The sequence below is a fragment of the Treponema sp. UBA7567 genome (genome assembly GCF_002476655.1).
GTDB lineage: Bacteria > Spirochaetota > Spirochaetia > Treponematales > Treponemataceae > Treponema_D.
Genome location: NZ_DLLH01000049.1, coordinates 84,374 through 98,585, shown reverse-complemented (window position 1 = coordinate 98,585; position 14,212 = coordinate 84,374). Strand labels below are relative to the sequence as shown.

The window sequence follows — 14,212 nt, the reverse complement described above, 5'->3', positions numbered from 1 at the left end:
GATGTACACTAATACTAGCACTTCAAGCCGGCTGTGGTCAATAATTTACGCTAGATGTAGTGTTTTGACAGAAAATCATGTTTTAACTAAAATCTTTCTATATGAAACTGACGATTTTGGGATCAGGAACAAGCCATGGCGTGCCTGTAATTGCTTGTAATTGCAAAGTTTGTAAGTCTGGAGACAAAAAAGACAATCGGCTCAGAGCGAGCGCGCTTCTTTCTATAAAAAATGGCTCAGACGACAGAAATTTTCTTATTGATGTTGGGCCGGATTTTCGGGAACAGGCTCTTCGCATAAATCTTTGTAAACTTGATGCTGTTTTTCTCACACATCCTCACGCAGATCATATTCACGGAATTGACGATTTAAGAATTTTTAGCCACAAGAACTCTAGCGCAATGAACTGCGACGAAAGACTTTCTAAAAAATTTCCAGAAACTGCTGGAAAAGGTCTTGCAATGTACATGAGTTCAGATTCTGAAAAATGCGTTAAGACAAATTTTCATTATATTTTTATGACGCACGAAAAAGGCGGCGGAACTCCAAAACTGAACATAATAGATGTTGATTCGTACAATGAAAAAAATCCGCTTGAACTTGGAGAACTTTGCATTGTTCCTGTTCCGATGGAGCATGGCTGCATAAAAACGACAGGCTGGATTTTTTCTAAAAAACTGAATGGAAAAAAACGTTCAATTGCTTATCTTACTGACTGCAATTTTATAAGCGAAAATTCTTTAAATCGGGTAAAGAATGCCTGCTCAGGCGGATTTCTCGATCATCTTGTAATTGATGCTCTTCGTGCAGATAAACACTCTTCTCACAATAATTTTGATCAGGCGCTTTTTTATGCAGATAAAATTGGAGCGGCGCATACTTGGTTTACTCATCTTTCTCACGATTTTTTGCACGGAGAAATTCAGAATTATATTGATAAAAAACTGCCGGAATTTGCTAATCTGCAAAAAATTGTTGAAAACGGCGGAACTGTCTGTCCAGCGTTTGACGGTCTGGAACTGGAATGTAGGTGAGGATTTCGCTTTTTTATAAGAAAAACTTAATACGCTTCGGAATAGATATAAAAAAACTGATTTTGGACAAATTAACGCATAAAATTGGCATAAAATCAGTATTTTGAATTGACATAAGCGGAAGAATTTCTTAAAATAATGGAACTCACGTTGAATTGATTTTGAGGTAGGTATATATTATGTCAAGAGTTTGTGATGTTTGCTTGAAAGGTTCAATGACAGGTAACAAAGTTTCTAAATCATACAACCACACACGCCGCATTTGGAGACCAAATCTTCTTAAAGTAAAGACAGAAATCGCTGGTACAACACGCACTTTGAACGTTTGCACTCGCTGTCTTCGCAGTGGTTTTGTAACAAAGAAAATCAATGTTGTTCCTGCAAATGCTGGTGCGCCAAAAGCTGAATAATTATTGAATCTTTCTGAATAGCCGGTTCTTCGTGAGCCGGTTTTTTTTTATGTCTAGAGAACTTTTTGCGTGCGCTAGCCAGCTCAGTTTCAGATACCAGCTATGCACGTTTTTGTTAAGTTCTATTTTTTGCCGTAAGTTGCTTCGATTTCCTGTATTTGATCGCGGATTGCGGCGGCTTGTTCGTATTCAAGCCGGTCGGCACAATCGCTCATTTCTTTTTTTAGGGCTTCGATTAACTTTTTGCGCTGTTTTGGGTCGAACAGGTTCGCGCTCTTTTTTAGAACTTCGAGTTGTATTTTTTCGGTTTCCTCGGCATCTTTTTGTTGACGTACGAGTATGTCTTGAACAGTTTTGCTTACAGTGTGAGGCGTAATTCCGTGTTCTTCATTATATTTTTGCTGGATCGCACGACGGCGTTTTGTTTCTTCTACGGTTTCTTTGATTGCTGGCGTGATTGCATCTGCGTACATTACAACCGTTCCGTTTTCATTGCGGGCAGCGCGGCCTACAATCTGGATTAAAGATGTTGTCGAGCGCAAAAATCCAATTTTATCTGCATCGAGAATTGCGATAAAACTTACTTCTGGAAGGTCGATTCCTTCGCGCAGAAGGTTGATACCAATTAAAACGTCGATTTCGCCCAATCTAAGGCTTTTTAGAATTTCAACACGCTCAAAAGTGTCGATTTCCGAGTGAATATATTTTACTTTTAAATTCAGTCCAAGAAGATAGTCCGTCAAATCTTCCGCCATTTTTTTTGTCAGCGTAAGAATAAGGCTCCTCTCGTGTTTTTCAATGCGCTTTTTTACTTCGTTGTAAATGTCTTCCATTTGACCTTCGCTCGGGCGGACTTCGATTATTGGATCCAAAAGTCCAGTTGGGCGGATCAACTGTTCTACAACTTGTGTTGACTGTTTTATTTCTTCTTTGCGCGGTGTTGCCGTTACGTAAATAACTTGATTCAGTTTTTTTTCAAACTCGTCAAATTTTAGAGGGCGGTTGTCGAGGGCGGAAGGCAGGCGGAACCCGAAGTCGATAAGATTTTGTTTTCGGCTTCTGTCGCCTTCGNNCAATTTGCGGAACTGTAACGTGGGCTTCGTCAATCAGGCACAAAAAGTCGTCTGGAAAATAATGCAGGAGAGTTGCCGGCGGTTCGCCGCGTTTTCTGCCGGAAATTGGGCCTGAGTAATTTTCGATTCCAGAACAGTAGCCCATTTCTTTCATCATTTCTACGTCGTATGTTGTCCGGGTTTTTATTCTTTCGGCCTCGAGAGGTTTTTGTTCAATCTGAAATTTTTTGACCTGTTCAGCCATTTCTTCGAGAATCCTGTCTGTAGCCTTTAAAAGCGCATTCTGCGGTACTACGAAGTGCTTTGACGGATAAAATTGCATTTCGTCCAACTCTTCTTCGGTTTCGCGGGTGAGAACATTAAAACGCTTTATTGAAGAAATTTCGTCAAAATCAAGTTCAATTCTGTATGCAGTGTCGGTTTCCATATATGGAGGAAAAACTTCGATAACATCGCCTCTGACACGGAAATTTCCGCGCTCTAAAACCATATCGTTTCGCTGGTATTGAATTGATGTCATCTGCCGTTCAAATTTCCTTGTATCAAAAAATTCACCTTTTTCGATATGAACACGCATTTCTTTGTAGAGGTCAGGCATGCCAAGACCGTAAATGCAGCTGACTGTAGCTACAACAATCACATCGCGCCTTTCCATAAGGGAATATGTTGCTTTTAGGCGAAGCTGGTCAATTTCTTTGTTTACATCGGCATCTTTTTCTATGTACAAATCCCGTGCAGGAACGTATGCTTCTGGCTGGTAATAATCGTAATAAGAAACAAAATATTCGACTGCATTTTCTGGAAAGAAAGATTTGAATTCCCGGTAAAGCTGGGCGGAAAGCGTCTTGTTGTGCGAGATGATGAGAGTCGGACGCTGAACTTTTTCGATTATTTTTGCCATGGTAAAGGTTTTTCCAGAACCAGTAACGCCCTTTAACGTCTGGTACCTGTCGCCGCGCAAAAAGCCTTCGCTTAATTTTTCTATTGCCTGCCCCTGATCGCCGCTTGGCTCGTAAGGAGCAACTACCTTGAATTTTCTCATGCCTTGATTATACAGCCTATTCTTTGAGTTTTGAAATAGCTTAAAAAAATAACAATGGGGAAAGAAGGATAAAAGAGGAAAGCGCAAGATTATGCTTTTATAATTAAATTAAGCTAATGTTATATTTTTCTACCAAGACTTAGTGAGAAAGAATCTAAGCAAGTTCCTCCTTGAAAATTTTTTTGCTCTAAGAAGTCAGAATTGGAAACTCCTATAACATTGTCAGCGGTGCTTCCTTTTAATAATGGAATGTGGTTATAGGAGAGTCTTAGAAAGATTTTTTTATAATAGAATTCACTTGATAATGAAAATCCGAACTTTCCATCAAATGAATCATAAAATTGTTTTTTTCGCATGTAATGACTGTCAATTGCATTCCCTTTTATGTATGGGTTTAGTACACCGATTAGTTTTACGGTGAAGTTTTTTGAAGTTACCGCGGTAGAGAGACCAATTCCGAATATAAAGAATTCAGATTCATAACTTATGACATTGCCTTTTAAGTTCGTTTTAGTTTCGTTTCCTGTCCAAATACCTGTTTCTGGGTATTGATAATATCCGTCTCTGCCAAAAAATTTTTGATTTTTGTAGCAGAACGTTGCAAATGGGAAAAAAAATAAATTTTTAGAGCTGAAATTATATCCTGCTTGGAATGTGAAAGCATATTTTTTATCAACATACAGGTTATGACTGGAATACTGACTAATATCAGTACTGTTAAAATCTAAGTCTTTAAGAGTGCCACTTTTTATAGGAATAACAGTTGCATACGACAAATTAAATTCAAAATTGTGTAGTCGAGATAAAACTCCTAATTCTATGTATGGAATAATTGGACAGTCCCAGGTAAGTTCGCTTACTTTTGAGTCGTTTTGAAAAACATATTCTTTTTGAGAAAATGTATTGATTCCTGCTGCCGTTGTAAGCGTAAAAATTTCTGCATATGAAATAATCACTGGCATAAGCAGGAATTGGATTAATAGCAAATATTTTTTCATAAAAAATTTATGATTTTGGCCACTCTACCGTAACAGCGGTTTCGTATTTTCCATACTTAAAAATATAAATTTTTGTAGCAAAACCTGTTGGAATTGTATCCTCGTATTTTATGATGAGTTTGCTGTTTTCTTTATCATTATCTATAGAAATAATGGAAAAAGATTTTCTTTCCTCTGTAGATGAATTAAGCGTATGCAGTTCAAAACGAACATCGTTCTTGTTATATTTACCGTCATAATACAATATAAGTGTATTGTTTGTTGTAAAGTAAGCGTTTCCTGGCTCAAATTCTTCTATTTCGTAACAAGAGGTAAACAGAAAGAAAATTAGCAGACATAAAATGGTATAGTTTTTTTTCAATTTTGGCTCCCATAAAAAGTCAAGATTAAAACTTCATTTTTAATCTTGACTTTTTTAAGTTGTTTCGCAACGAATTGAGAAACAACCGAATACTCTTTGTTTATAGTTTTATAATGGAATTAATAAATTTGCGGGCATGAAAATTTTTCATAATCGTAAATGTGCCTTATTTTCTTTCTACCGAAACAATATCTTTAAGTCCTGCACCCATATAAACGTATAATTCTATAATCGAATCAGCAGGAATATCTCCTTTATATGATATAGTAAGATAACTGCTGAGCGGTTTGTTTAATATAGAACCTAATTCATGTTTTGTTTTCTTATTTGTCATGGGATCATAATGATATAACTCAAAATCTACACTATCATAATATCCGAAATAGTGCAGAATGATTTTGTTTCCAGATTCAAGATAACAGTTACTTGCTCTGAAAGAATCTTCCGTTGTATCGCAAGACATCAGTGAATATAAAGATATTAAATATATAATAAATAAACATAACCGTTTTTTCATAGTTGTTAGTCCTGAATTTATTGGTTAATCGTTAATATCGGAAACGTACTCTTTTGTTGAGGTGTTTTGTAAATTTCAAATTTTCCAAAATTTTTAGATTTATGACCGACGATAGGTAATGACAAATCAAAAGCACCTCCAAATTTTATACTAAACTTATTTGAAAAGAAACCGTCTATAGATCCATTAGTCTTTACATTAATTCCTGCTGATACTTGTTCTGTTACAGGAAGATTGATATTTATATTTCCTGCTGATACCCCAAGCCCCAAATAAGGAGTTAGCGCAAAATATGGGCTGACAGATGCTGTTATTGACAAACCATTTTTCTCTGAACTATTTGCAATTCCAGCAAAAAAAGCACATTCGGCGAGCGCATCGCAAGTTTTTGTATATGGTTCAAAATAGATTGAATATCTATATATCCATTTACGCCATACTTTGAACCATTTTACTCTTCGAGAGCCGTAATCTGCTCCGACGTTTACATTTGCTCCTGCAAGACCTGTGAATCCTGCATAAAGATAGTCTGAATTTACTTCGCCATTTATTGAATACGGAATGTCATAGTCCCCTCTTAGTCCATAAACAAATGGGACAGGCCCTATGCAGAAAGAACCGTTTATGTTGAAAATATTCTGTTCTCCTCCAATCAGTGAGGCTGAATATGCGTATTTGAGACATGTTCTTGCATAGGTAGAAAGCATTGTATATGCAGAAAGGTCTGCTTTGCAATTTGACCATGAAATTGTAAAGCGTCCGCCTAAATATAAATTGGTTTCAATATCTAACTCTGCAAATGTTAAGTTTCCTGCATTGGAATTTCCGATTCCTAATTTGTTATTTGTTATTTTTTTTGATAAAAAACCGATTTTGATTTTTTTACAGCTATTTACTTTGTTCTCTAGATTTTTTGTACTTGCTATATACTCATTATATGATGTTGCTAATTTATATCCTGCTTTTCCAGAGAATTCTATATCTTTCCAATTTGCAAAATTTGTTATTGTTTTAAAATTTTTTGTATCACCTATTGTATTAGAAAGTTCAATTGGTCTATAACTCAAGGAAGAAACACTTCTTGTTTCATTTGTGTCGGATTCTTCTTCATTTTCTGTTGCATTGATATAAACAGAAACTAAAGGAAGAATATCTGTAATATCTGTGCAGTTATAGTCTATTGCAGGACATACTTCTTTAAATGTGTCACTCATAAACATTCTGTTTAACGAAACAAGTTCGTATTCTGATAAAGTATTTGTAATAGCTAAAATTTCTTGAAACTCACTGTCTATCTCTAAGTTTAAGTTTTTTATGCAAAGTGGAACAAAATTTTCTTGAAGAAGTATTTTGTTCAGTGTAACAACTGCCTCTAGTTCTGAGGATACTGGTTCATACTTATTTATAATTTCAAGAGGAAGTGTTTCAATCAACTCGATAGCACTATAACCTGTGCTGAAATCTTCTTCTGTAAAATAAAAATTGACATCTGCTATTGAATCTTCAGTTTCGAGATCTGATTCATCTATGCTTCTTGCATTTTTATATGATGTATTGCCTTTTACTTTGTGATATGTTCCTGTTTTATTGTCAAGAACAAAATCTCCAGCCGAAAGACCTTTTACAACAGAGCGTGTAGAAGAATTGTTTTCATATTTACTTACGATAAATTGTCCGTCAGGATTTATTCCGAATAGACCTGCTGGATAAACGCCACGTGTGTATATTGTTCTGGTAAAATTGAAAACATGCTAGTGTATTGATTTTCTTGATTACTTATGAATGTAAGCCAAAGTGTTTTTTCAAGACCTGCTCTTTTTGTCAGGGGTTTTGAGTATGATACGTCTGCAAGTCCGTCTCCATTTAAGTCTGCGTTTTGATTTACTTCGAGATTAAATGATTTTTCAGTATTTTTTATTCCGTTTTGGGAGTATTCAACATAAGAAAAATTTATAGATTTTTCAGTTATATTATTAATGTATATGTATCCGTATAAAGCTTCGTTTTCGATATCTGTATAAATAATATCGTCTTTTGATACTTCATTTTTTGTAACTTTTCCTAATCGAGTTGCAATATAGATACCTTGTAAAAGCTGGCTGTTTGACAAATCTTTAGGATTGTAAAGAATTGAACCTCCCATATAGGCTTTTGTAGAAATTGAGCGATAGTTTATTTTATCACTTATATCGGAAATGTTGTTGGAATATGCTTTTTGTGTAGCAAAAGAGCAAGCTGTTTCTGTTAATACTAATAAAATGGCAGAAAAAACTGCCGTTACAATGATATTTTTTTTCATAACTTTCTCCTGTTAATTAAAAATATAATGAAAAGCGATATCTCTTAATCATCGCATTTGTAAAAATGTTTTTTTTGCTGAGTAAAAATTTGTTTCATAACTATGTTTTCATTTTTTAACTTCCTCCCTCTAAATGTCTTTATAACAGATTGTTAGATAAAGCGCAAGATTATGCTTTTATAATTAAATTAAGCTAATGTTTCTCTTGAAAAAAACAAAACGTTTAGATAAAATGTATCATTGTCTTGGAATATATCTGTTGGAGGATATTTATGAAATTCTTGAATAAATACAACTATATCTCTTTTGTATTGTTGTTTTTAGTTATCGTTGCTCAGTTTGTTCCTTTTACAAACTCTGCAAAACTTTACTCTGAAGTAGAAGATATGGGAAAAACATGGGCTGAGCTTCCTGTTGGAATTACAGGAAAAGATAAAAGTTCATGGCCGCCAGAGATTAAATACGGTGAATTTAAAGATTGGGAAAAATCTGTACAGGAAAAATATCCATTGTACGGCGAAAAAACAATTTCCCTCTTTACTTACGTTTGGGATCCTGCTGGCGCTCTTTACGGTTCAAAAGTAAACGCTTTTATTTTTGCTCAGGTTGCTTTTATTGCCTTCCTTTTGGCTACTTTCCTTATCAAAAACTTTATGGCTAAGGCTGTGTTTGCATTTATTCTTGGAATTGCCCACATCTGGGCTTTTGTTCAGATGTTTGTTTTGAAAGGAACTGGAGATCTTTCTCCTTATATGGTTGTTCCTGTATTTATGGCAGTAATTGCTGTTCTCGCAATTGCCGCTGGTGTTTACTTTATCCCTGAATACTTTAGAGAAAAGAAACACAACGAAGAGATCAGAAAATCACTCTAGTTTGTTATTTACGGCCCGGCTGTTTGTCCGGGTCTTTTTTTTCTTTGTGAAAAAATATTTTGTGCTAGAATTATAAAATGAATAAAAAAAATTCTTGGTTTTCAGCTTTTGTTGTTTTTCTTTTTTTTGTTTGCCAAACTGGAATTTTTGCACAAAAAAGCGGATATAAAATCGTTCAGGTTGAATTGCCCTGGGGAAAAACGGTTTTATATTCGACATTTTACTGTTTTAATGATTTGGAAACAGGAAGAAATCTTGCCGAAGAGCTCTACGGCGTTAAAAATCTTGATAAAATCTTAAAAGCCGGACGATTTAGAAAGTTGATGGCAATTCCTGTCGGTTCGGAACTTAGCGCATATAATTTTGCGATTATGACTTACAATAAGGAATTTTGGTTTTTTGAAAGCCGTGATGACGGCTGGCTGTGGGGGACTGGACGTTATTAGTTTTTTTTATATTTTTTTTGACACTTTTATAAGATTTGTCATTTTGATATACTTGATTGCAGTTTTACAAAAGTGGAGATAGAAAAATGGCAGATTTAATTCCTCAGAAAACAGAAAGCAGGCAGTATTTTAACGATGATTTGTCTTTTAACTGGGAAACAATGGTGTTTTTTAGCCAGTGCAATATAAATAAAAATTTAAGCCTTAACGAACTTTTAAAACTTACTTCAGATATTGCAGTTGAAGATTTTGCAAGACGCGGAATGAGCCGCGAAACTCTGGCAAAAAACGGAATTGCCATTCTTGTTTCGAGAGATTCATTTAGGATTCATAAATTTCCGAAAGAAAACCAGCGGATTGTTGTGCGCACTTGGGAAGAAAAAAGCGAAGCTTTGCAGTTTGTGCGCGCTGTTGAGATTGAAACTCTGGACGGTGAAAAGCTTGTTAGCGGAATAACAGCATGGCTTTTGGTTGACTTGAATAATCGCCGTATTTTGCCTATTAAAAAGTTTGATGAAATGGGATTGCGTACGCCGACCCTGAGAAAAATGGAGCACGACTGTCTTCCTTATGGAAAAATCCAGATTCCTGAAGACGCGGTGCTTTTGGACGAACGTTTTATAAGATATACGGATTTGGATGCAAACGGACACACAAACAATTCGAGGTATGCGGCTTTTGCGGTTGATGCTTTGCCTGCTGAATTTCAGGGAATTGAATTTAAAGATGTCAGAATAAACTTTGCTAAAGAGGCAATGCTTGGACAAAAAGTGCAGGTTTTTGGAAAAATTGACAGGGAAGCAAAGAAAATTATTCTGGTTGGAAAAACCGAAAGCGGTACTTCTTTTGAAGCCGAGCTTTTGTGGTAGTTTTTTGATTTACCTGTCTGTAAAAACGGATGGACAAGGGGCTGGAGTACCGCCGAAGGCGTTCCAAAAAGGTTTTTCTTTTTGGAATGGAGCGCTGCGACGCGGAAGTACGGAAGACCCGGTGGGGCTTGGATAAGCCCCATGGCCCCAAAAAAATTACTGATTCTAATTTTAAGGTGAATTTAGCATCCATGGAGCTTTTTCTTTTATGGATTCCATGTCTATGTTTTTTACGAGATTTAAAACTGTGTTTACCAAATTCATAATTTTGTCTAGCGCTTTGTAGATATAAATAAAATAGTAAACCTGAGTGCCTTTTTTGTGGCTGATTATCATGCCTGCGTCTTTTAAAATTTTAAGATGGTGCGAAATTGCCGGGCGTGAAAGGTTGATTTTTGCAGTTATATCTTGAACGTCCATGCCGTCTGTGCCGGATTCTGCGAGTATAAGGAGAATTTTTTGGCGTACAGGGTCGCTTAACGTTGTCAGGTAAGGAGTGCAGACTTCAAACTGGTCGCGGATAATGCTGATTTTTTGTTTAAATTCTGTTTCGTCGGTTTTCACCAAAATGTGTGCCTCTATTGGTTTATTTGTTTAATCGGTTAAGTTTATAAACGCTTTGACGAATTGTCAAGTTTTTGAGTTTCCTTTTGATTGTAAAAAAGTGTTTTATGATTAGTTTTTATAAAGAGAGTCAAAAAAGTGGAAAGAAAACGAAAAAAAAAGAAAAAAAAGGAAAATTGTGATTTTTTTGGAACGCTGTTATTATAAAGTTTAGTTAATGTTGAAAAATTTTAAAGTTGATTTAGAGTTTATATTGAAGAGTTTCGTGGGCTTATTGAAGTTTTTATTGAAAAAATAATTTTTTTTTATTCAATGTTAAAAATAGTAAAAAAAAATATATTTTATTGACGTTTGAAATTAAAGAGATTATATTTTGTTTATGCGTTTAATTTCTTAAACTTATAAACAAAACTTAGCATATTGGCATAATTAAAAGCTGTGCTGAATTTATTGTGTATTTAACAGAAGGAGGATTTATTTAATGAATCGTTTATTTAAGCATCCATGGCTTATTATTGTAACAACTTTTCTTGTTACAGGTCTGCTTGCATTCCAGCTTAAAGATATTAAGATGGATAACTCGACCAGATTGTATTTTCCTCAAAAGCATGAATCTTATCAGCGTTTGATTGATTCGGAGGATCGGTTTGGAAGCACTGTTGTAATCGGAGTTTCTCTTGAAACAGATAAGGGAACAATTATTACTCCGGAGAATTTGCAGATTATTGACCATATTTCTACGGATGTGGAAAACCTTCCTTGGGTTGATAGAATTGATTCTCTTACAAAAATTGACTTTATTGAGGATGTTGACGGTGCCCTTACTGCTGGAAACATTATCAGTGCAGAGCGCGATGAAAACGGATACCTTCCTCTTTTGACTCAGGCTCAGGTAAATGATCTTAAACAAAATCTTACTGATTGGGACGAAATGTATACACGTTCGATTATTTCGGACGACAACAAAGCGGCTCAAATGCAGATTACGCTTGTTACAAACAATCACCCTGGCGAAATCGCATATTTGAGTTCTTTGTCTGCTTCTCAGGTTGATGCCCTTGCAAATGCCGGAATCAAGACTTTTGAGGAGTTTAAAAAGGCTCAGAAGACCGGAAAGCTTTCCTCTATTGAAGGTTTGTCTGAACAAGAGCTTGCTTCCCTTGCCGAAACTATAAATGAGGCTGCAAAAACTCAAATATCTGAATCTGACCTTGAGGCCGAAACTCTCGCTAAAGTAAAAGAGATTGCCCTTAAATATACAAAAGGCACAAATCTTAAAGTTATTTTCTTTGGCGATCCTGTTGTTTCTGAAAACTTTATGGATTACATGACTTCGGATTTGACGAACTTGATTCCTCTTGTTTCAATCGTTGTTCTTTTGACTTTGTTTGCAAGTCTTAAAACTTTGGACGGAACTCTTTTGCCGCTTGTTACTGTTTTGCTTGCGACTGCCTGTACTTGTGGTCTTATGGCTGTTTTTGGATTTACATTCACGATTGTTTCAAGTGTAATTCCTGTTGCTTTGATTGCCTGCGGTTCCGCGTACGGAATTCACGTCATGACGCATTATTATATCGCTCTTGACGAGGCAAAAGCTAACGGCGTTGAAATTACAAAAGAAAGTCACAAAGATATTATTTTGAAAGGTGTTGCTGGTTGCAGCACTGCGGTTTTTCTTGCTGCAATTACAACTGTAATCGGATTTATTTCTTTGATTTTGAGTCCGATGGGGCCGCTTCACAGTTTCTCAATCTTTACCGCAGTTGGAATCGCGCTTTCATGGATTTTTGCGGAAACATTTATTCCAGCAGTTTTGATGATAAAGCCTGTAAAAAGAATTGGCCAGAAATCAAAATTGATAATGAAACTTTCAAAAAAAGCAAAAAAGCACATTATTAAGCGCGGAAATGAACGCAAAGACACTTTATATAACATCTTCCTTTTCTTCTGCGGTTCGCGCCCAAGAATGTTTGTGTTTATGATTTTCCTTGTTGTGGTTTCTGTTTTTGGTGTGCGCAAGGTAAAAATCGAGTCTTCAATGATTAACTATTTCCCGCCGGATTCTCAGTTGCGTCAGGATATTGATTATGTTGACGAAAGATTTGCTGGAACAAACTTGATTTTTATGCTGGTTGACGGTCCGAAAGTTACTGATGAAAACGGAAACTTCCTTGATGAGAACGGAATCCCGGTTATGAACAAAGATGGAAAATTCCTCGACGTGAACGGAAATATCATCAAAAAATCTGATGGACGTCATTTTGCGCTTGTTGAAGGTTCTATGAAAGATCCTGATATTCTTGAGGCGGTTGACGGTCTTCAGGAAAACATTCAGAGCAAATTCCCTTATATCGGAAAAATAGTTTCGTTCCCGACCTTAATCAAGCGAATGAACCAGGTTCTTCACGCTCCAAGCGCGGAGGCTGTCGCTGTTTCTTCTGGCTCTTCAAGCGGAGAGGCCGGCTCAGGCGATTTCAATTCTGACTTTGACTTTGATTCCGGCTCGGATTTCGATTTTGATTCAGGTTCAGATTTTGGATTTGATACGAATTCCGATTTCGGCGGATTTGACGCTGCTGATTCTTCTGATGAAGATGAAATGCTTCCAGACTATGTTGACCCGAACGTTGAATATGTAAAAAAACTCAACAGCACTCTTACAGTTGATGAAGGATTTAAGCTTTTGACTTCTGCTTATGCAGAGGCGGGCGGAAAAAACGCTTCTCTTGACGATGTTGTAAAAGTTCTTGAGAAAAAATTGAATTACAAAGGAACGGATTATTACGAAATTCCTTTTGATGAGGCTAAATACGGCTATAAGCAGCATGCGGCTCTAAAAAACATTGTTGGAAACTTCCTTTCGATGCTTTCTGACAAGGAAACTTTGGGACGCTGGGCAAATGATCCTCAGAACGAAAATGTCTTGAACCCGAACAGATTGCGTGTTCAGCTTGTCTCTCGTTCTAATTCAAGCAGCGACATTGAAAAAGTAATCCGCGAATGTAATTCTTATGCAAAAAACCACTTCCCGGAAGGCTACACAATTTCGTTTACTGGAAAGGGGGAACTTGAAACTGTAATGACAGAAATGGTTTTCTCAAGCCAGATTCAGAGCTTGATAATCTCGCTTTTGAGCGTTTTCGTTGTGATTGCAATCTCGTTCCGTTCGGTTTTGGCAGGGCTTTTGGGAGCCGTTCCTCTTTCTCTTACAATTTTGCTCAACTACTGGACGATGGGAACTTTGGGAATTAGCCTTGACCTTGTTACTTCAATTATTGCTTCTGTTGCGGTCGGAATTGGAATTGACTACACGATTCACTTCCTTGAAACTTACAGAATGGAACGCGCAAAGACAACTGATGTTCATGCCGCTGCAAGACGCACATTTAAATCGAGCGGAAGCGGAATTTTGACGAATGCACTTGCCGTTGGTCTTGGATTCTTGGTTTTGTGCCTTTCAAGATTTATGGTTTTGCGCTATATTGGAATTTTGGTTGCAATCGTAATGTTTACAAGCTCAATGCTTGCAATGACAATTCTTCCGGGATTCTTGACAAACTTTGATCCGAAATTCTCTCGCCCAAAAGTGGAGCCGACAGAGGATTTGGGTGCTGCCGAAGATTTGATTGAAGAATCTGAAGAAAAAAAATAAAAACTAATCTGCAAGAATGCAGTAAATGGGAGTGTAAGATAAAAACAGACGAAAATGGCGTCTGTTTTTATCTTT

General features: G+C 36.3%; 12 protein-coding genes and 1 pseudogene. 6 read left to right on the top strand and 7 right to left on the bottom strand.

Features of this window, described 5'->3' with window-relative positions; all coding sequences use genetic code 11:
- Nucleotides 1-101: 101 nt before the first annotated feature.
- Together B3Y13_RS06525 and rpmB are read left to right on the top strand one after the other, a co-directional pair.
- On the top strand, nt 102-1,034 hold the full coding sequence (locus B3Y13_RS06525) for an MBL fold metallo-hydrolase (protein ID WP_296693459.1): 933 nt from the start codon (nt 102-104) through the stop codon (nt 1,032-1,034).
- Between the two features lie 179 nt (nt 1,035-1,213).
- Nucleotides 1,214-1,444 (top strand): 50S ribosomal protein L28, encoded by a 231-nt coding sequence (rpmB, locus tag B3Y13_RS06520; protein WP_296023253.1) that lies wholly within the window; start codon nt 1,214-1,216, stop codon nt 1,442-1,444.
- Between the two features lie 122 nt (nt 1,445-1,566).
- On the opposite strand, the pseudogene uvrB reads toward rpmB, so the two are convergent.
- From uvrB to B3Y13_RS06490, 6 genes and pseudogenes are all read right to left on the bottom strand, one after another.
- Nucleotides 1,567-3,559: pseudogene (uvrB, locus tag B3Y13_RS06515) on the bottom strand (excinuclease ABC subunit UvrB).
- A gap of 119 nt (nt 3,560-3,678) precedes the next feature.
- Entirely contained in the window at nt 3,679-4,557 is an 879-nt protein-coding gene (locus B3Y13_RS06510) for an omptin family outer membrane protease (RefSeq protein ID WP_296693457.1), read from the bottom strand.
- Between the two features lie 7 nt (nt 4,558-4,564).
- Nucleotides 4,565-4,918 carry a hypothetical protein gene (locus B3Y13_RS06505; protein WP_296668428.1) on the bottom strand — a complete coding sequence of 118 codons (354 nt, stop codon included), beginning with the start codon at nt 4,916-4,918 and terminating at the stop codon, nt 4,565-4,567.
- Between the two features lie 166 nt (nt 4,919-5,084).
- Nucleotides 5,085-5,381: a hypothetical protein gene (locus B3Y13_RS06500; RefSeq protein WP_296693455.1), complete on the bottom strand. Its 297-nt coding sequence runs from the start codon at nt 5,379-5,381 to the stop codon at nt 5,085-5,087.
- 71 nt (nt 5,382-5,452) lie between these two features.
- On the bottom strand, nt 5,453-6,868 hold the full coding sequence (locus B3Y13_RS06495; RefSeq protein WP_296693453.1) for a hypothetical protein: 1,416 nt from the start codon (nt 6,866-6,868) through the stop codon (nt 5,453-5,455).
- Nucleotides 6,869-7,119: 251 nt separating this feature from the next.
- Nucleotides 7,120-7,734, bottom strand: coding sequence for a hypothetical protein (locus tag B3Y13_RS06490; protein WP_296668434.1), 615 nt, complete (start codon nt 7,732-7,734; stop codon nt 7,120-7,122).
- A gap of 272 nt (nt 7,735-8,006) precedes the next feature.
- Here B3Y13_RS06490 and B3Y13_RS06485 point away from each other — a divergent pair, with 272 nt between their 5' ends.
- The 3 genes from B3Y13_RS06485 (at nt 8,007) to B3Y13_RS06475 (ending at nt 9,921) form a co-directional block, all read left to right on the top strand.
- Entirely contained in the window at nt 8,007-8,606 is a 600-nt protein-coding gene (locus tag B3Y13_RS06485) for a hypothetical protein (RefSeq protein WP_078930686.1), read from the top strand.
- 77 nt (nt 8,607-8,683) lie between these two features.
- Nucleotides 8,684-9,052, top strand: a complete 369-nt coding sequence (locus tag B3Y13_RS06480) for a hypothetical protein (RefSeq protein ID WP_296693450.1) — start codon at nt 8,684-8,686, stop codon at nt 9,050-9,052.
- Nucleotides 9,053-9,138: 86 nt separating this feature from the next.
- The gene (locus B3Y13_RS06475; RefSeq protein ID WP_296693447.1) at nt 9,139-9,921 is read left to right on the top strand and encodes an acyl-[acyl-carrier-protein] thioesterase; all 783 of its coding nucleotides are present in this window, start codon (nt 9,139-9,141) and stop codon (nt 9,919-9,921) included.
- A 171-nt stretch (nt 9,922-10,092) separates the two neighbouring features.
- Here the strand turns inward: B3Y13_RS06475 and B3Y13_RS06470 are convergent, their stop codons facing one another.
- The gene (locus tag B3Y13_RS06470) at nt 10,093-10,485 is read right to left on the bottom strand and encodes an ArsR/SmtB family transcription factor (RefSeq protein ID WP_296668466.1); all 393 of its coding nucleotides are present in this window, start codon (nt 10,483-10,485) and stop codon (nt 10,093-10,095) included.
- Nucleotides 10,486-10,966: 481 nt separating this feature from the next.
- On the opposite strand from B3Y13_RS06470, the gene B3Y13_RS06465 reads away from it, so the two are divergent.
- A complete protein-coding gene (locus B3Y13_RS06465) occupies nt 10,967-14,137 on the top strand; it encodes an efflux RND transporter permease subunit (protein ID WP_296693443.1) in 3,171 nt (1,056 codons plus the stop codon).
- Nucleotides 14,138-14,212 lie beyond the last annotated feature (75 nt).

Excerpts from the sequence above, each read along its gene's own strand:
- B3Y13_RS06480 (WP_296693450.1), top strand. The coding sequence starts at position 8,684 with ATGAATAAAAAAAATTCTTGGTTTTCAGCTTTTGTTGTTTTTCTTTTT.
- B3Y13_RS06465 (WP_296693443.1), top strand. The coding sequence starts at position 10,967 with ATGAATCGTTTATTTAAGCATCCATGGCTTATTATTGTAACAACTTTT.
- B3Y13_RS06500 (WP_296693455.1), bottom strand. The coding sequence starts at position 5,381 with ATGTCTTGCGATACAACGGAAGATTCTTTCAGAGCAAGTAACTGTTAT.
- B3Y13_RS06510 (WP_296693457.1), bottom strand. The coding sequence starts at position 4,557 with ATGAAAAAATATTTGCTATTAATCCAATTCCTGCTTATGCCAGTGATT.
- rpmB (WP_296023253.1), top strand. The coding sequence starts at position 1,214 with ATGTCAAGAGTTTGTGATGTTTGCTTGAAAGGTTCAATGACAGGTAAC.
- B3Y13_RS06475 (WP_296693447.1), top strand. The coding sequence starts at position 9,139 with ATGGCAGATTTAATTCCTCAGAAAACAGAAAGCAGGCAGTATTTTAAC.
- B3Y13_RS06490 (WP_296668434.1), bottom strand. The coding sequence starts at position 7,734 with ATGAAAAAAAATATCATTGTAACGGCAGTTTTTTCTGCCATTTTATTA.
- B3Y13_RS06485 (WP_078930686.1), top strand. The coding sequence starts at position 8,007 with ATGAAATTCTTGAATAAATACAACTATATCTCTTTTGTATTGTTGTTT.
- B3Y13_RS06525 (WP_296693459.1), top strand. The coding sequence starts at position 102 with ATGAAACTGACGATTTTGGGATCAGGAACAAGCCATGGCGTGCCTGTA.